Here is a 17,006-nt window from a genome sequence, read left to right on the forward strand (position 1 = left end):
ACCGGCCCGCGGTCAGCGCGGACGCGGTAGCAGCTCGCGGTCGGCGTACCGTCCGACCTTCCACGTCGCGAAGCCGTCGGCGCCCATGCCGACGACACCGCCGATGACCGGCACGCGCCGACCGACGGTGGTCGCGAGCCGCTTGCCCACGACCCGGGTGAAGATGTCGGACGCGACCACGGCGGAGATCGCGCCGTCGATCGACGGGTCGTGCACCGGGGCGGTCGCCAGCGCCATCGGGGTGGCGGGCAGCTTCTTCTTCTTCACCATCTCCGTGACGCTCTCCTCGCCGAGCAGCAGCGCGAGGACCGCGTTGCGCACGCGCGGGTCGGTGAGGTCGTGGCCGCGCAGGTGGGCGATGCCGGCGACCATGCGGCACTGGATCACGGCCAGCCCGGTGACGTTGGCCGGGATCGCGACGGCCATCGTCACCAGGCCGCCGACGTTGGTGGCGAAGCCCTGCGCGCCGGCGATGCGCACGTTGTTCTCGATGACCTCGTGGATCGCGCGCTCGACGTTGCCGCGCTGCTCGCGCAGCTGCTTGTCGGCCGCCTCGGCGGCGGGTGCCAGCGGGCCGATGCCGTCGATGGCACGGTTGAGCGCCTCGCGGACGAAGCCGGTGCTGAGGCCGGGGGTGAGCTCGTGGATCCGGGGGGCGAGCTGGCGCGCGACGGTCTGCTTCAGGCCCATGGGGTGATCGTACGGCGGCGCGCCAGCGCGGTGCCTCAGCGACGGACCTCGCAGGCGGTCAGCCGCTCGCCGCGCAGGCACCGGTCGCGACCCTTGTCCCCGTCGAGGACGTCACGCCCCGCGCCACCGTCGAGCAGGTCGCGTCCCCAGCCGCCGGTGAGCCGGTCGCCGCCGCCACCGCCGGTGGCGGTGACGGGGCCGTACTGCTCGGTGAGCCGCAGGACCTCGGGGCTGTCCGAGCCACGGAAGTGGAAGCGGGTCTCGGTGCTGCCGCCGAAGCCGAAGGACAGCACCGAGGAGAACCGGATCCGGGTGCCGAGCCGCAGCACGACACGGCCGGTGCGGGCGTTGACGACCACCTTGCTCTTGTGCGGGGCGGCCTTCAGGGAGGCGGCGGGCTCCAGTCGGTCGGCACCACTGCCACCCCGGACGACGACGGAGTCCTGCCGGTCCTTGATCGCGGGGAAGAAGGTGTCGTCTCCGGAGCCGCCGAGCAGGAGGGCCTTGCCGGTCGACAGGTTGCTCCACGAGCCCAGGCCGTCGCGGCCGGGTCCGCCCAGCGCGCGGGTGCCGCGCTCGCCGTCCTCGACCCGGATGGTGTCCCGTCCTCCGTTGCCGCGGAGCACGTCCTTGCCGTGTCCGCCCTCGATCTCGTCGTGGCCGTCCCCACCGTCGACCACGTCGTCGCCGGGCACGTGCGTCTCCTCGGAGGGGAGCCGGCGGGTCGGGGCGTCGGCCTGGATGTGGTCGTTGCCACCGCGCCCGTCGACCACGTCGTCGCCTCCGCCGGCGGTGATCCAGTCGATCTGCTCCGATCCGGTGATCCGGTCGTCGAAGGCGGAGCCCTCCACGCCACCGACCAGGGTGGTCGGCGCGATGGTGTCGGTGCCTTCGCCGGTCGCGGTCCCCGCCGTCAGGTCGACGATCACCGGGCCATCGGCGTCCGCGAACGAGACCTGGTCCCAGGTGTAGGTGCCGCCGGACAGCTCCTCGGTCACGGGGTCGTGGCCGAGGTCGACGTAGTCGTCGCCGGGGCCGGGCTCCACGCTGTCCCCGTCGTAGTCCTCGTAGTCGTAGAAGTCGAGACCACCGAAGAGCCGGTCGTCGCCCTCGCCGCCGCGGATCGTGTCGGCGCCGCCGAGACCGCAGATGGTGTCGTTGCCGTCGAGGCCCTCGATCACGTCGTCACCCGACGAGCCCACGATGACGTCGTCCCCGGGCGTGCCGCGCACCGGTGGCGGCGCCGGGAAGGGGGCGGTTTGCGGCACGACGATCGTCGCAGGCCGTCCGTCGCAGGCGAGAGCCGCGTGCGCGGGTGCCGAGCCGACGACCGGTGCGAGCCCGAGGCCGGCGAGGCCGCTCAGGACGGTCAGGACGGTCAGGGTGGTGGTGCGTCGCATGTGTCCTCCGAGGTGGTGTCGAGGGGGAGACGACGGCACGGTGCGAAAGGTTGTTCGCTACCGTGCGAATCGTGCCCATCGCCCCCGCTCCGACGCCGTGGGCCTTCCCCCCGCACTCGACGTGGGACCCCGACGACGACCTCGTCGCGCTGGGGGCCGACCTGGAGCCGGGCACGCTCGTGACGGCGTACGCCCTGGGCCTGTTCCCGATGCCGGTCACGCTGGACACCGAGGAGCAGCTGGGCTGGTTCTCCCCGATCGAGCGCGGCGTCCTGCCCCTCGACGGACTGCGCGTCTCGCGCTCGCTGCGCCGCTCGGTGCGTGACTTCGAGATCCGCGTCGACTCGGCCTTCGACGAGGTCGTGGCCGCGTGCGGCGACCCGGGTCGGCCCGACGGCTGGATCACCCCGGCGTTCCGGCGCGCCTACGGCCGGCTGCACCGGCTGGGCTGGGCCCACTCGGTCGAGACCTGGCGCGACGGCAGGCTCGTCGGCGGGCTGTACGGCGTGTCCGTCGGCGGGTTGTTCGCGGGGGAGTCGATGTTCCACCACGAGCGTGACGCCTCCAAGGTCGCGCTGGTCGCGCTGGTCGACCTGCTGCAGGACCAGCACGCCGACCGGCGTCTCCTCGACGTGCAGTGGCAGACCCCGCACCTGGCCTCGCTCGGAGTCGTACGCCTGCCGCGCGCGGAGTACCTCGAGGCGCTCCGCCGGAGCGTCGAGCTCCCCCCTCCGGCCGCGTTCGGAGTGGACGGCTGAGGGCGCCACGCGGGAGGGTGGCGCGAGCGTGGCGCGACGACGCGCCCCACCACGAGGGGATCCTGATGCCCGAGACCACCGAGTGAGGGATTTTCCCGGTCCGCGGTCACGACTACGGACCGGCCCGTACGATCGACGCAGCGGGGCCTTTGAGGGAGGACGCACGATGGCGATCACACGTGAGGGCAGGATCTGCTCGTTCTGCGGCGAGCCCGGCGGTCCCGGCACCGACCTGCAGCTGATGGGCGGCCTCGGGGCGCAGGTCTGCGCGCGGTGCATCGACGACTTCCACGAGATGCTCCACGACGAGGAGCTGCGAGCCGCCGCTCGTGGCGCGTCGCCCTGGGACTCGATGACCGACGCGGAGATGCTCGCGACATTGCCGATGATCCTCAGCTCCGCCGAGCAGAACCTGGCGTTCGCCCACGAGTGGGTCGACCTGCTGCGCACGCGCCGGGTGTCCTGGGCGGAGATCGGCCGGGCGCTCGGGGTCTCGCGCCAGGCGGCCTGGGAGAGATTCGCGCGCAAAACAGGCGACAAGGGCGCCACTGCGTGAGACGATCTGCCGCGTCAGGGTAAACTTGACGATGCGAGGTGTCGGGCGGGCTTCACGGGGGTGAGTCCGACCGGCACCTCCCGTACGTCCGGGCGCGGCGTCCCCGGTGGGGCGATTACTCGAACACGAACGCCTCGAGGGCCACGACCACGGCCAGGACCGCAGGGAAGGTCACCAGCGGCAGCCACAGCCGCGACGACATGCCGTGCCGTACGGCCACGACCGCGCTCGTGATCATCGCGGACAGCGCCGTCAGGAGACCGGCGAAGAGCGCCCCGACGACCGTCATGCCGACCCAGTTGTCGGAGACCGCGTCCCCGCCGCCGATCCACCACGCGACCGCGAACAGCAGGGCGCCGAGCACCAGGACCGCCAGCGCCGTCACAGCCATCCAGCGCGACCACTCGCCGGCGGCAGAGCCGTCGTCGCCGGTGCGGTCCGCACGCACGTGCACCATCGTCATCCTCCTCCTGCTGACTCCCAGCGTCGTCGCCGCGGCAGTCGGGCGCCAGGGTCGTCGGTCCCGGCGTACGGGTCCGGAGGTCACGGACGACGTCCGGGCCTGGCTACTTCAGCAGCCGGGACATCCGCCGGTCGGCGAGCGGCTTCCCGCCGGTCTGGCAGGTCGCGCAGTACTGCAGGCTCGAGTCGGCGAAGGACACCTCGCGGACGATGTCGCCGCACACCGGGCACGCCTGCCCGGTGCGCCCGTGCACGGCGAGGTTGCTCTTCTTCTCGCCCTTCAGCTCGCTGGCCGCGAGCCCGGCCGAGCGCTGCACCGCGTCGCCGAGCGTGCGGCGCACCGCGTCGTACAACGTCTGGAGCTCGGTGGCGTCGAGGCTGTTGGCGGGCTTGAACGGCGACATCCGCGCGGCGTGCAGGATCTCGTCGGAGTAGGCGTTGCCGATGCCCGCGATGATCGACTGCATCCGCATGACGCCCTTGACCTGCTTGCGTCCCTCGGCCTCGAGGATCTGGCGCAGGACGTCGATCGTGAAGTCGTCGGAGAGCGGGTCGGGTCCCAGGCGTGCGATGCCCTCGACCTCCTGCGGGTCGCGCACGACGTAGATCGCCAGTCCCTTCTTGGTCCCCGCCTCGGTGATGTCGAGGCCGGGCTGTGCCTCGAGGTCGGGGTCGTCGATCACGACCCGCGCGGCGAGGGGGTTCTTGGGGTTGGGGCGGGCCGGCAGGTCCGGGACCTCGTCGCGCCACCGGATCCACCCGGCGCGGGCCAGGTGGATCACCAGGTGCACGCCGCTGGCGTCGATGTCGAGGAACTTGCCGTGCCGGGTCACGTCGTCGACGAGGGTGCCGTGCAGTGCCTGCAGCGGCGGGTCGAACGTCTTGAGCGCGCTGAAGGCGGTCAGGTCCACGCGGCTGATGGCCCGGCCGACCAGTCGGCGGCGCAGGTCCTGGGCGAGGGCTTCGACCTCGGGCAGCTCGGGCACGCTCCCGAGTCTAGGCAGAGGCGGGTGCTGCGCGTCACAATGACGCATGGCCCAGCCACGCACCCTCCCGCGCACCGGGGCGGTCTTCCTCGACCCCCGCGGCGAGGACCGCTCGCTGCGGGTGACGTGGCACCAGGAGTCGCAGCTGGTGGTGCTCTCGCTGTGGCGCGACAACGTCTGCGCCGGCACCTTCCGCCTCTCCGCCGACGAGGTCCCCGACCTCATCGCGCTCCTGCGCCGGGGGCTCGACGAGGCGTACGACGCCGCGCGCGAGCGGGTCGAGCGGGTCGAACGGCCCAGCGCCGCCGGCTGATCGCCGGTGTCGGAACCACCGGTTACCCGGTGGTTCTCGCACTTCCAGTCCTTTGCAACCGGTGAGAACCCGAAGGACCACCGGTTGACCGGTGATCGCGACTCGCGGACTATCCGGCAATCTAGGGAGAGCCCTAGATTCCCCGATACCGTCTGATCGTGGACCCGATCCGGAACCCGTACGCCCCCGGCGCGGGCCAGCGCCCGCCCGAGCTCGCCGGTCGCGACGAGCAGCTCGCCGCGTTCGAGGTCGTCCTCGAGCGGGTGGCCAAGGGGCGGCCTGAGCGCAGCCTGGTGCTGACCGGGCTGCGCGGCGTCGGCAAGACCGTCCTGCTCAACGCGCTGCGCGGCGCCGCCGTACGCAAGGGCTGGGGCACCGGCAAGCTCGAGGCCCGGCCCGGGCAGGGACTGCGTCGCCCGCTGAGCAGCGCGCTGCACCAGGCGGTGCGCGAGCTGGGGCACCGCGACGAGGAGTCGCTCGACCACGTGCTGGGGGTGGTCAAGTCCTTCGCCCAGCGCGACGCGGGGTCGGGCGCCAAGATCCGCGACCAGTGGAGCCCGGGCATCGACGCCCCGGCCGTGCGCGGGCGCGCCGACTCCGGCGACATCGAGATCGACCTCGTCGAGCTCTTCACCGACCTCGGCGGGCTCGCCGCCGACGTCGGCAAGGGCGTGGGCGTCTTCATCGACGAGATGCAGGACCTCGGCGCCGACGACGTCTCCGCACTGTGCGCCGCCTGCCACGAGCTGAGCCAGTCGGGGCTGCCCGTGATCGTGGTCGGGGCAGGGCTTCCCCACCTGCCCGCGGTCCTCAGCGCCAGCAAGTCCTACAGCGAACGGCTCTTCCGCTACCAGCGGATCGACCGGCTCTCCCGCGAGGCGGCGGACCGCGCCCTCGAGGCGCCCGCCGCCGAGGAGGACGCCGCGTACGAGCCCGACGCGCTCGCCGCGATGTACGACGCGACCGGCGGCTACCCCTACTTCATCCAGGCCTACGGCAAGGCCGTGTGGGACCTCGCCCCCCGTTCGCCGATCACCGCCGCCGACGTCGCAGTCGCGGCTCCCGAGGCCGAGTCGGAGCTCGCGGTCGGGTTCTTCGGCTCGCGCTACGAGCGCGCGACGCCGGGCGAGCGTGACTACCTCATGGCGATGGCCGACGTCGCGGTCGAGCAGGACGAGGCCGACGGGGACGCCGTACTCAGCTCCGACGTCGCCGCCCGCCTCGGGAAGAAGCCGCAGTCGCTCTCGCCCGCCCGCGACTCGCTGCTGAAGAAGGGGCTCGTCTACTCCGGCGAGCGCGGGCGGATCGCCTTCACCGTCCCGCACTTCGGTCGCTACCTGCGCGAGCGCGGCTGACGCCCTTCGCCCGCGGCCTGGGCCGACACCTCACCGGAAGGTGCTCGGTCCATCCGGCTGGAGGCACCGCCCGACGGGGAGGCGGACGCTGCGAGCGGACCGATAGCCGTGATCGATCGTGCCGGGACCCCAGCCCGTCACGGTCAGGACGTCCGAGACCGTTCGAGGTGTCACCCGGGCGACGCTGAGCGACCGGTCGGCCAGGTCGATCGTGAGTCCGGCGCGGCGCGGGCGTCCCTCACGCGGTGCGACGACGACCTTCATCGGGCTCGACCAGGTGAGCACCACCGGCTGGGGCTCGTCGACGTCGCTCAACGGCCGAGGGGCCAGGGCGACATGTGCCACCCCTGACGGCGAGCACAGGAACGTGACCTGCGCGGACCGTACGCCGCTCCAGCTCGCGCTGCAGGCGTCGGTGGACCACAGCCGGCCGGACCCCGGGACCCAGTCGGTGCCGTGCGCTTCCCACACCTGCACCGCGGTCTCCAGGTAGAGGAGCGTGGGGGCGGCGCGGCGCCGGACGACGAGGCGGAGGTCGATCGTGCCGCCGGCCTCGACCTGCCCGTGTGTGGCCGTGGCACCGGCCACCCGGAACGGTCCGGACGCGGCCAGGCTGAAGCGAGCACGCCGGCCCCGGTTCGGGTTGGTGACGGTCACGTGGACGATCGCGGTGTCCTCCGCGGGACAGGCAACCGCCGAGGTGACCTCGACCGGACGGGCTGCCGCGGGCTCGTCGGCGCAGAGCAGGCGGTTGATCGGCGCGAGCGCGAACGCGGGGTCGCGGCACTCGGACGCCGTGGTGCGTTCGGGCGGGGACTCGGTGCTCGGCGACATGCGCCCGTCCGTGGAGGCCATGCCCGCGAGCGCCAGGCCGGTCACCACCGACACGACGACCCCGGCGGCGACTCGTTGGCGAGGCTGCCGGAGGTCCCACCCCACGTCGCGCAGCACCTCGCGGGCGAGCCAGGCCAGGGCCAGGGCGCAGCCCGCCCAGATGGTGAGGTCGGCCAGGTTGTAGCCCTGGAGCCAGTCCACGGTGCCCCGCCGGCTGCCGGGGGCGGTCAGCCAGTGGAGACCCAGGCGGTCGAGCAGGTTCGACGTCCACCCCGCGATGTTGAGGGCCGCTGCCCACCACAGCAGCCGGTCACGACATCGTCGGACAGTCAGGACCGCCGCCGTGGTGAGGACGAGGACACCGGCCAGGTCCAGCGGTGCGCCGCCGAGCGACGACCGCGACGTGGCGTCGAGCCACGGAGCGATGACCTCGGACCCGGGGTTGAGCGTGGCGCTCCCTGATCCGCGCCAGGCGATCGCCTTGCTCACCTGGTCGATGACCACCGTCGCCCCGACGACCGCGGCCAGCTGCCGGGACGGGTGCCGGACCGGTGCCGCAGACTCCCGCCCCGCCGTGTCGGGGCCCCGGATCCACCTCCCGTTGCCGCGTCCCACCACTCCATGACAACCCGGGTGGCAGACGCCCACCAGAGCAGTTGGTCCCGGACGGGTGGCGACGTGGCCGGGACTCAGTCGGGCGGAGGCGTACGCATCTCCCGCGGCAGCTCCTCCAGCAACCGCAGCCACAGCTCGCTCGCGGTCGGGAACGACGCCACCGCGTGCCGCAGCACGTGCACCGGGACCCCGCCGGTGATCGCGACCGTCGCAGCGTGCACCAGCTCGCCGGCCTCGACGCCGACGAACGTCGCGCCGAGCAGGAGGCGGCTGCGGGCGTCGACGACGAGCTGGGACTCCCCGGTCACGTGGTCGCGCAGCAGGCTCGTGCCGGCCGCGGACGAGGTGGGCACGCGCGTCAGCACGACGTCGTGGCCGGCGTCGCGGGCCTGGGCCTCGGTCATCCCGACGTAGGCCACCTCGGGCTCGGTGAAGACGACCTGCGGCACCGGCGCCTCCCGGTCGGGCTCCCACGCGACCTCGCCGGCAGCGGCCGCGGCGATGCGCGCGCCGACCAGTCGAGCCTGGTGCTTGCCCCAGTGGGTCAGCGGCGGGCCGCCGCTCGCGTCGCCGACGACGTGCAGCCACTCCGGCAACCGCCCGGATGTCACGTCGTCCGCGGACAGGTCGACCGAGGACAGCCCGAGGTCGTCGAGCCGCGGCTGACGGCCGATCGCGAGCAGTACCTCGTCGGCCTCCAGGTCGCCGCCCGACGTGGTGAGCGTGACCGGGCCACCGTGGATGCGGCCGGTGCCGGTCGCCTCCGCGTCCTGCCGGCGTACGGACTCCACCGACGTGCCGAGCAGCACCCGTACGCCGCGCTCGCGCAGTCTCTCGAGCACCGCCTGCCCGGCGAACGGCTCCGCGCGCCCGAGCAGCCGCGGGCCGCGGACGACGAGCGTCACCTCCGAGCCGAGCGCCGACATCCACGTCGCGGCCTCGCACGCCACGACGCCGCCGCCGACGACGAGGAGCCGGTCGGGCACCTCGACGACCCCGGTGGCGTCGCGCGAGTCCCAGGGCAGCACGTCGACGTACGGCTCGGGCACGTGCGCGGCGCTCCCGGTCGCGATGACCACCGCCTCTCGCGCCCGGACCAGCCGGTCGCCGTCGGCCGAGGTGACCCGTACGGTGCGCTCGCCGACCAGCACGCCGGTGCCACGGAGGACGGCGATGCCGGCACCGTCGGCCCACTGCTGCTGGCCGGAGTCGTCGTAGTGCGACACCCACGTGTCGCGGCGCTCGAGGAGCGCCTTGGGGGCGACGTGGGCGGTCGAGACGCCCGGCAGGTCGGCGGTCACCCCGGACACGGCCACCGGGCGCAGCAGCGCCTTGCTGGGCATGCACGCCCAGTAGCTGCACTCGCCGCCGAGCAGCTCGCCCTCGATGATCGCGGCGGTCATGGGCGTGCCCTCGACGGCGTACTGCGCGGCGTTCTCCCCGGCGGGGCCGCCGCCGATGACGACGACGTCGTGCTCCTGTGCGTCCATGCTCGCGACACTACGGGGCCGCCGACTGGAGGTCCCCTTGCCCCTTCAACTACAATCGCTCCAGAGGGGAGTACCCCACCAACGCTCGTCGGTCACTACGACGCCTCAGCAGGCGTCCCGGGGAGCGGCCGTCCGTCCGGGCGGCGGGGGAGACCTCAGGACACCATCCTGAGGAGACCCATGTCGTCCATCGCGTCCCCGACCCTGTGGTTCGTCACCATCGGCGTCGTGCTCGTCCTGCTCGCCGTCGACTTCATCGCGACCCGACGCCCGCACGAGGTGACGATGAAGGAGGCCGTCGCCTGGTCGGCCTTCTACGTCGCGCTGCCGCTGGCCTTCGGCCTCTACGTCTGGAACGTCCACGGCGGGGACCGTGGGCTCGAGTACTACACCGGCTACCTCGTCGAAAAGTCGTTGAGCGTCGACAACCTGTTCGTCTTCATGCTCCTGCTCTCGGCCTTCGCGGTGCCGAAGGTGCTCCAGCAGCGCGTCCTGCTCTACGGCATCATCGGCGCGCTCGTGCTGCGCGGCATCTTCATCGCGCTCGGCGCCGCGGCGCTCTCGGCCTTCGACTGGGTGTTCCTGGTCTTCGGCGCGATCCTGCTGGCCACCGGCGTCAAGCTCCTCCGCGACGCGATCAGCGGCCACGACCACGAGGTCGACGTCGCCGAGATGCGGGTGGTCAGGCTGATGCGTCGCTTCATGCCGGTCAGCGACGACTACAACGGCACCCGGTTCACGGTGACGAAGGACGGGGTGCGCGCGCTGACCCCGTTCGCGCTCGTCACCGTCGCGGTCCTCGCGACCGACGTCGTGTTCGCCGTCGACTCCGTGCCGGCCGTCTACGGCATCACCGGCGACCCCTACCTGGTCTTCGTGACCAACGCCTTCGCGCTCCTGGGCCTGCGCGCCCTCTACTTCGTGCTGCAGGGGGCCCTGGGTGCGCTGGCGCACCTCGGCTACGGCCTGGCCGCGATCCTGGGCTTCATCGGTTTCAAGCTGGTGCTGCACTGGGCGCACATGGTGTGGCCGTCGGTGCCGGACGTGCCGACGCTCACCTCGCTGTTCGTCATCCTCGGCATCCTGGCCACGACGATCGCCACGAGCCTGTGGGCCAACCGGCGCGAGCGGAGCCGCGAGGTCGAGGCGCGCGACGAGGAGACGGCCGGCACGCGCTGACGGGTGCCGGTCTGGACCGCGAGCCAGTCCCTCGGCCGGACGATGCCCGCGTGGGACACGTCGGGGCCACGGTGCGGTAACAACGGCCCCGACGTGGTCCCGGCGACCTACCGTCCCTATCACTGGAATCCGCACGAGTGGGGTAGCGACACGGCGGAATCAACGGCCCTGTGGGGGGTGCACCATGTTTCGAAAGATGCTCGAACCGGCGGACGATGTGCAGGCACATCACTGCGTCCCGCTGATCTGTCCGGTGTGCAGCGAGCTCGACCGTACGATGCCCGGTGCTGCCGTCGCTGACACGGAGGTGCCCATGTTCGCCCTCCTGCGCGGCACGTTCGGCCTGCCGCTCGACAACTCGGCCTGGTGGCCCGAGGGGGTGCCGCGCACGGGGTTCGCACCGCCGACCGTGGAGTTGCTCGAGCGCACCCTGCGCGCCCTGCGCACGCTGCCGGCCGCGACGATCGCCGGCTGACCGGCCGCAGCACCGCCCCGGGACCGGCTTTTCACCGACGGCCGGATCGAACGGGTGCCGGCGAGGCGCAAGGTCCGCGCGGCCGTGCTGCTCGGGGTGCACGAGGACTTCGCCTACCTGCGACGCGAGCTGGTGAACTACCACTACCTCGAGCGCGAGGGGGTCGCTACCGCACTGCGGGCCGGGCCCCCGTGCGCGCAGCGGTCCAGCACCAGGAGATACCGGCGTGGGAGGCGTACTGGCTGCCGGGATTCCTCGCCGGCTCTGGCTGATCGACCGCCGACGAGGCACGCTGGTCGCATGACCACAGGCATCGACCCCGACGTGCCCCCGTCCGGTCCGGGCTGCGTGGAGTGCGAGGAGTCGGGCGGCTGGTGGGTGCACCTGCGACGCTGCGCGCAGTGCGGTCACGTCGGCTGCTGCGACTCCAGCCCCTCGCAGCACGCGAGCGCGCACTTCGACGCCACCGGCCACCCGGTGATGCAGAGCTTCGAGCCGGGGGAGGACTGGTTCTGGGACTTCACCCGCTCCGTCGGCGTGGTGGGACCCCGGCTCGCCGACCCGCAGAGCCGGCCGGAGGACCAGCCCGTTCCCGGTCCGGCCGGCCGGGTGCCGGCCGACTGGCGCGACCACGTGCACTGAGCGCCCCGGGTGGGCGGCGCCTCAGGTGCCGCGCGCCCAGCCCGGCAGCCGCTGCACCAGTGCGTACGTCGACAGCGACACCGCCGCGGCGAGGAACGTGCCCCACGCCAGGTCGATCGGGACGAGCGCGGCGGGGAAGTCGCGGATGACCGCGAGGCTGGTGAGGTCCCAGGTCGCGTAGGTGACGAGACCGAAGAACGCCCCGGCCCCGGCAGCCCTGCGCCACGAGCCGGCCTCGACCGCCGGGCGGATGACGAAGTAGACGAGCCCGGCGATGAAGATCGCGTAGAAGACCACCGCCGCACCCACGTCGGGCGACGGAGCGAGCAGGTCGCCGAGCTGGCGGTCGTACAGGTCCTCGGCGATCGTGCCGAGCCAGACCAGGTCCAGGACGCAGAACACGGCGGCAGCGACGACGTACTGCGCGACCCACGACATGGGACCAGCATGGCACCGCGGGCCAGTCGGGCCAGCCGCGAGCGGCGTGCGATGGGTGACGAGCGGTGTGCGAGGCGTGGGTGGGGTCGCGCTGTGCAGGTGCCTCACGCACCGCCCGTCCGGCGGCGCGGTCCAGACCACCGGGGTGCCCGGGGCCGCCCGGGGGGACCTCCCGCAGACCCGCCACCGGACGTGCCATGCTCAGCCCATGCGTCGTACGCCGCGCATCCGCCGCCGACCCCGGGAGCGCTCCCTGCCGCAGGTGGTCGCCCACCGCGGGAGCAGCCACGCGACGGCCGAGCACACGCTCGCGGCCTACGTGAGGGCCCTCGACGAGGGCGCCGACGCGCTGGAGTGCGACGTCCGGCTGACCGCCGACGGGCACCTCGTGTGCGTCCACGACCGCAACCTCAGGCGTACGGCCGCCACCACCGGCCTGGTGTCGACGATGAACCTCGCCGAGCTCGACGAGCTCGACTTCGCCTCGTGGAAGAACCCGTGGTCAGAGCTCGACGACGAGGCACCCGACCGCGACCCCGAGCACGGCAAGGTGCTCACGCTCCGCAAGCTGCTCGAGACAGCCGCCGACTACGACCGCTACGTCGAGCTGGCCGTCGAGACCAAGCACCCCACCCGCTACGGCGGGCTGGTCGAGCGACGCCTGGTCGAGACGCTGGGCGACTTCGGCTGGGACCGGGCCGGTTCGCCGGTCCGGGTGATGAGCTTCTCGGTCAACGCCGTCAGCCGGGTACGTCGCCTGGCGCCCGAGCTCGACGTCGTGATGCTGGTCGACAAGGCGCACCACTGGCCGGTGCTCCGGCCGGTCGTCGGCGAGGACTGGATCATCGGTCCGGGCATCGAGGAGCTGCGCGACCACCCCGGGCTCGGGAGGCACCTGGTCAAGGCGGGCCGCGAGATCCACGTGTGGACCGTCAACACCGCCGAGGACCTCGAGATCTGCCTGGACCTCGGCGTCACCGCCGTCATCAGCGACCGGCCGGCATACATGCTGGAGCTGCTCGGCCGATAGCGCGCTGAAGGTCTCTACGCGCCCCGACTAGGGTTCGGGCATGGCCAAGAAGTCCCGCAACCGCACCCAGACCGCTCCCGCCGCCGGCGAGGTCGGTCCCCGCCAGCCGTGCCCGTGCGGCTCGGGCAAGCGCTACAAGGCGTGCCACGGCGCCGCCGGCGGTGCCGCCCCGACCTTCGTCGCCCGGCCCTTCGAGGGCATGCCGAGCGAGTGCGACGTCATCGCCCTGCGTGAGCTGGTGCCCGCGGCGACCGCCCCGCTGACGCTCAAGGACGGCGAGCGCACCGTACGGCTCGCCACCCTCCTGCCCGGGGCCGCGCCGGCCATGGTGCGCGAGAGCGGCGACGTCTGGCTCGGCCTGCAGGTCCAGCACTCCTACGGCAACCCGGCCCGCGACCTCGGCGCCGTCCTCGAGGCCGCGCTGGCCACCGAGGAGCCCGGCATCGTGGGGTTGATGTCCGCGCCGGGCGACGGTCCGAGCATCCAGGACCTCATCACCGACACCTCCCTCGACATCACCGTCCACGACGGCTTCGAGTACTGGATCGACGACATCCCCGAGCGTGACGCGAGCATGGAGGCCGCGCTCGAGCAGGCCAACGGCGGCGTCATGCCGACCAGCCGGCTGACCTCGGTCGAGGCGGCGTACTGGACCAACGTCGGCACCAAGGAGCACCTGCGCTGGGTGATGCCGCACCCCGAGGACCAGCTGCTCGACGCGCTCGCACGGCTGCACGCCGCCGGCCGGGACTCCGTCGCCGAGGGCTCGCGCTTCGTCGGCATGTTCCGCGCGCACGGCCTGCTGGCACCGGTGTGGGACCTCCCGCTCGGCACGGGCGCCGAGGTCCTCGAGGAGCCGGCCGCACGTTTCGCCGCGGACCTCGAGGAGGCTTTGAAGAGCGGCGAGCTGAGCGCGGCCGAGCGCTCGGCCCGAGCCGGCCTCGCCAACCGCCAGGTCACGATCCGGTAAGACTCGCTCCACCATCCGGCCACCATCCGGCCACCATCCGGCCACGGGGTGAACACAACCGGGCCAACGGTTGTGCGGGCCCTCGCGAGCGGAGTAGATTCGTCCCTGCCCGGTCGTTGTTGTTTCCCCCGTCAACAACGACCGGGCTTTCACGTCTCCAGGGCCCGCACCCGCCACGCCTCCAGGTTCGTGAAGCCCTTCGCCGGGATGCGGCGTGCGCGCCGCCACCGCCAGGCCGGCTGTCCGTCGCCGTCGCCGTCGCCCACGAGAGCCTCGTGGACGCCCGCGTCGACGAGCACGCTGCCGGGGCGCGCGGCCGACGTCAGGCGCGAGGCGGCGTTGACCGTCGAGCCGAAGACGTCGCCGAGCCGGCGTACGACCGCTCCGTGCGCGATCCCGGCGCGCACCGCCGGGAACGGGTCTTCCTCGTCGGCACCGCGCGCGGTCAGCGCCAGCGCGACGTCCACGGCGGCAGCCGGGTCGGCGACGGTGAACAGCACCTCGTCGCCGATGGTCTTGATCACCTGCCCGCCGCGGTCGACGACGAGGGTCGTGGTGTCCTGCTCGAAGGCGTCGACCCACGCCACCAACTCGGCGCCGTCGAGGCGGCGGCTCTGCGTGGTGTAGCCGACGATGTCGACGAAGCACACCGACGTCTGCGTCTCGCCGACGGTGAGCGTGGCGGTGTCCTCCAGCAGGTGCTGGACCGCGCTGGCGAGGTGGCGGCGCCAGACGTACGCCTGCAGCGCCTCCACGCGCGGCAGCACGTCGCCGGCGAGCGAGGTCAGCCCGTCGGCCGGGTCGCCGTCGTCCGCGGCCAGGCCGGCGAGCAGCGTCGTCTGCCACTCCGCGAGCCGGGCGAAGCTGCGTCCCCAGGTGCGCACCAGCGCCGCCTGCGACTCCGGGGACAGGACGCCGATCCGCACCAGCTCGGCCGACAGGCGCAGCGCCTCCACGTCGCCCTCGGTGAAGGCGACGTCGTCGTCGGCGTGGTGCGGGAAGCCCAGCTGGTGCCACAGGGTGACCGCGAGGTCGAGCGGCACACCGGCCCGCTGGGCCACCTCGACGCGGGTCAGGTTCGGTTCCCGCCCGAGCAGGTACGCCTCCATCGCCGCCGCGACGTCGGCCGACGCCTCCACGTCAGACCTGGTCGGCGCGCCCCGCCGCGGCGGCTCGCAGCGCGGCGCCGAAGGCGGGGACCTCGTCCGCGAGCCGTTCGAGCGTCTCGCTGGTGAAGTGCACGACGCGCAGCGGGGTCAGCGCCACCACGGAGGCCGAGCGCAGCGTCCGGTTGACGATCGCGGTCTCGCCGACGACGGCGCCCGGGCCCAGCGTGGCGATCTCGACGCCCCCCTTGCGGACCGACACCTCGCCCTCGGTGATCAGGTAGGCCTTGTCGGCCGGGGTGCTCTCCGCGATGGGCGACCAGCCCTGCGGCAGCGTCAGCGGTCGACCTGCGGCCAGGACGCGCTCGGCGTCGGCGGACGGCAGGCCGTCGAGGATGGACTCAGTCATGTCCCCTCAACGATCCGCGGGGCCGAACGTGATGCCCCGCGGGCCGGACCGGTCAGCCGGCGTGCAGCGGCTCGCGGGAGATCGGGCAGCTCATGCAGCGCGGACCGCCGCGACCCGAGCCGAGCTCGGACCCGGCGATCCGGACGACCTCGATGCCGGCGTCCTCGAGCCGGTCGTTGGTCTCGTCGTTGCGCTCGTAGGCCACCGCCACCCGCGGCGCGAGCGCCAGGGTGTTGTTGCCGTCGTCCCACTGCTCGCGCTCGGCGGTGACCGGGTCGAGGCCGGTGTCGATCTGGTGCAGCGTGTCGATCTGCATCGCCTTGGCGGCCGCGACCAGGAACGGCTCGGACTCGGTCACGCTCAGCGACAGGTCGGCCTCGCCCGAGCCGGGGTCGTCGAGGGTGACGGTCACGGCGCGGAGCGTGTCGGCGACGTTGGGGTACATCACGACCTTGTCCACGTCGACCATCGTGCAGACCGTGTCGAGGTGCATCGTGGCGCGCTCCTGCGCGATCGGCACCGCAAGGACCGTGTGGGCGAGGCCTGCGTGGAAGACCTGGCGGGCCAGCCGCTCGACGCCTGCGGGAGTCGTACGCTCGCCGACGCCGACCGCGATCACGCCGGGGGCCAGCAGCAGGACGTCGCCGCCCTCGACGTGCTCGTTGTGCCAGCCGTGGATCTTGCGGGTGCCGGCGAACCGGGGGTGCTCGGTGTAGATCAGCTCGGTCAGCTGGGTCTCGCGCTTGCGCGCCGGCATCGCGAGGCTGGTCACGGCCACCCGGTCGCGCACCCACACGCTGGAGTCGCGGGTGAAGAGCAGGTTGGGCAGCGGGTCGATGAGGAAGTCGTGCGGGTCGAGCAGGCTGGTCACCAGGCCGTGCCCGCCCTTGACCTCGTCGTTGCGGATGCCGGCCGTCAGCACGTCGGTGAGCTCGGCGGGCGAGCACTCGCGCAGCGCCTGCGCGAGGTAGCGCCGCATGGTGTCGCCGAGGTGCAGGCCCGACAGCGCGCTGGTGATCGCGTGGTTGCGGGCGATCTCGCTCTCGAGCGTCTCGGTCAGCAGCTCGGTGAGGTAGAGGACCTCGACCCCGCGGTCGCGCAGCGTCTCGGCGAAGGCGTCGTGCTCCTCCTGTGCCCGGCTCACCCAGGGGATGCCGTCGAAGAGCAGCCGGTCGTTGTTGCGCGGCGTCAGCCGCTTCAGCTCGTTGCCGGGGCGGTGGAGCATGACGGTGGCCAGTCGGCCGACCTCGCTGTCGGCCCCGTGCGGGGCGCCGCTGCTGGTGGGGTTGGGCATAGCG

General features: G+C 73.0%; 19 protein-coding genes and 1 pseudogene. 10 read left to right on the top strand and 10 right to left on the bottom strand.

Going from position 1 to position 17,006, the window contains the following annotated elements; translation table 11 throughout:
- Nucleotides 1–12: 12 nt before the first annotated feature.
- The gene (locus IE200_RS03315; protein ID WP_191277901.1) at nt 13–690 is read right to left on the bottom strand and encodes an EcsC family protein; all 678 of its coding nucleotides are present in this window, start codon (nt 688–690) and stop codon (nt 13–15) included.
- Nucleotides 691–725: 35 nt separating this feature from the next.
- A complete protein-coding gene (locus IE200_RS03320; protein ID WP_191277902.1) occupies nt 726–2,090 on the bottom strand; it encodes a calcium-binding protein in 1,365 nt (454 codons plus the stop codon).
- 71 nt (nt 2,091–2,161) lie between these two features.
- Here IE200_RS03320 and aat point away from each other — a divergent pair, with 71 nt between their 5' ends.
- Nucleotides 2,162–2,848 (top strand): leucyl/phenylalanyl-tRNA--protein transferase, encoded by a 687-nt coding sequence (gene aat, locus IE200_RS03325; RefSeq protein WP_191277903.1) that lies wholly within the window; start codon nt 2,162–2,164, stop codon nt 2,846–2,848.
- A gap of 166 nt (nt 2,849–3,014) precedes the next feature.
- Nucleotides 3,015–3,404, top strand: coding sequence for a hypothetical protein (locus IE200_RS03330; protein WP_191277904.1), 390 nt, complete (start codon nt 3,015–3,017; stop codon nt 3,402–3,404).
- Nucleotides 3,405–3,519: 115 nt separating this feature from the next.
- Here IE200_RS03330 and IE200_RS03335 read toward each other — a convergent pair whose 3' ends face one another.
- Together IE200_RS03335 and IE200_RS03340 are read right to left on the bottom strand one after the other, a co-directional pair.
- Entirely contained in the window at nt 3,520–3,861 is a 342-nt protein-coding gene (locus tag IE200_RS03335; protein WP_191277905.1) for a hypothetical protein, read from the bottom strand.
- A 109-nt stretch (nt 3,862–3,970) separates the two neighbouring features.
- On the bottom strand, nt 3,971–4,852 hold the full coding sequence (locus IE200_RS03340) for an Fpg/Nei family DNA glycosylase (RefSeq protein ID WP_191277906.1): 882 nt from the start codon (nt 4,850–4,852) through the stop codon (nt 3,971–3,973).
- Between the two features lie 46 nt (nt 4,853–4,898).
- Here IE200_RS03340 and IE200_RS03345 point away from each other — a divergent pair, with 46 nt between their 5' ends.
- A complete protein-coding gene (locus IE200_RS03345) occupies nt 4,899–5,165 on the top strand; it encodes a hypothetical protein (protein ID WP_191277907.1) in 267 nt (88 codons plus the stop codon).
- A 158-nt stretch (nt 5,166–5,323) separates the two neighbouring features.
- Nucleotides 5,324–6,520 carry an ATP-binding protein gene (locus IE200_RS03350; RefSeq protein WP_191277908.1) on the top strand — a complete coding sequence of 399 codons (1,197 nt, stop codon included), beginning with the start codon at nt 5,324–5,326 and terminating at the stop codon, nt 6,518–6,520.
- Nucleotides 6,521–6,550: 30 nt separating this feature from the next.
- On the opposite strand, the gene IE200_RS03355 is transcribed toward IE200_RS03350, so the two are convergent.
- Entirely contained in the window at nt 6,551–7,969 is a 1,419-nt protein-coding gene (locus IE200_RS03355; RefSeq protein ID WP_191277909.1) for a signal peptidase II, read from the bottom strand.
- A 74-nt stretch (nt 7,970–8,043) separates the two neighbouring features.
- A complete protein-coding gene (locus IE200_RS03360; protein ID WP_191277910.1) occupies nt 8,044–9,459 on the bottom strand; it encodes a dihydrolipoyl dehydrogenase family protein in 1,416 nt (471 codons plus the stop codon).
- Nucleotides 9,460–9,639: 180 nt separating this feature from the next.
- Here IE200_RS03360 and IE200_RS03365 point away from each other — a divergent pair, with 180 nt between their 5' ends.
- From IE200_RS03365 to IE200_RS20590, 4 genes and pseudogenes are all read left to right on the top strand, one after another.
- Nucleotides 9,640–10,638 (top strand): TerC family protein, encoded by a 999-nt coding sequence (locus tag IE200_RS03365; protein WP_191277911.1) that lies wholly within the window; start codon nt 9,640–9,642, stop codon nt 10,636–10,638.
- Between the two features lie 196 nt (nt 10,639–10,834).
- The gene (locus IE200_RS20585; protein ID WP_229856037.1) at nt 10,835–11,113 is read left to right on the top strand and encodes a hypothetical protein; all 279 of its coding nucleotides are present in this window, start codon (nt 10,835–10,837) and stop codon (nt 11,111–11,113) included.
- A gap of 84 nt (nt 11,114–11,197) precedes the next feature.
- Nucleotides 11,198–11,260 (top strand): annotated as a pseudogene (locus IE200_RS21170) (DUF2087 domain-containing protein); the annotation flags it as partial.
- A 153-nt stretch (nt 11,261–11,413) separates the two neighbouring features.
- A complete protein-coding gene (locus IE200_RS20590) occupies nt 11,414–11,755 on the top strand; it encodes a UBP-type zinc finger domain-containing protein (RefSeq protein ID WP_229856039.1) in 342 nt (113 codons plus the stop codon).
- Between the two features lie 21 nt (nt 11,756–11,776).
- Here the strand turns inward: IE200_RS20590 and IE200_RS03380 are convergent, their stop codons facing one another.
- Nucleotides 11,777–12,193 (bottom strand): DUF2177 family protein, encoded by a 417-nt coding sequence (locus IE200_RS03380; RefSeq protein WP_191277914.1) that lies wholly within the window; start codon nt 12,191–12,193, stop codon nt 11,777–11,779.
- Nucleotides 12,194–12,401: 208 nt separating this feature from the next.
- Between IE200_RS03380 and IE200_RS03385 the strand changes: the two genes are divergently transcribed.
- Complete coding sequence (locus tag IE200_RS03385; protein WP_191277915.1) at nt 12,402–13,223, top strand: glycerophosphodiester phosphodiesterase family protein; 822 nt, start codon at nt 12,402–12,404, stop codon at nt 13,221–13,223.
- Nucleotides 13,224–13,263: 40 nt separating this feature from the next.
- The gene (locus IE200_RS03390) at nt 13,264–14,193 is read left to right on the top strand and encodes a DUF5926 family protein (protein ID WP_191277916.1); all 930 of its coding nucleotides are present in this window, start codon (nt 13,264–13,266) and stop codon (nt 14,191–14,193) included.
- A 149-nt stretch (nt 14,194–14,342) separates the two neighbouring features.
- On the opposite strand, the gene IE200_RS03395 is transcribed toward IE200_RS03390, so the two are convergent.
- Genes IE200_RS03395 through IE200_RS03405 form a run of 3 tightly spaced genes read right to left on the bottom strand, consistent with a single transcriptional unit; the run spans nt 14,343 to nt 17,002 of the window.
- A complete protein-coding gene (locus IE200_RS03395; RefSeq protein WP_229856041.1) occupies nt 14,343–15,332 on the bottom strand; it encodes an adenylate/guanylate cyclase domain-containing protein in 990 nt (329 codons plus the stop codon).
- 1 nt (nt 15,333) lies between these two features.
- Nucleotides 15,334–15,708 (bottom strand): cyclic nucleotide-binding domain-containing protein, encoded by a 375-nt coding sequence (locus IE200_RS03400; RefSeq protein WP_191277917.1) that lies wholly within the window; start codon nt 15,706–15,708, stop codon nt 15,334–15,336.
- Between the two features lie 52 nt (nt 15,709–15,760).
- Nucleotides 15,761–17,002 (bottom strand): arginine deiminase, encoded by a 1,242-nt coding sequence (locus IE200_RS03405; RefSeq protein WP_191277918.1) that lies wholly within the window; start codon nt 17,000–17,002, stop codon nt 15,761–15,763.
- Between the last annotated feature and the right edge of the window lie 4 nt (nt 17,003–17,006).

Source organism: Nocardioides flavus (ex Wang et al. 2016), from assembly GCF_014653115.1.
GTDB classification, from domain to species: Bacteria; Actinomycetota; Actinomycetes; order Propionibacteriales; family Nocardioidaceae; genus Nocardioides; species Nocardioides flavus.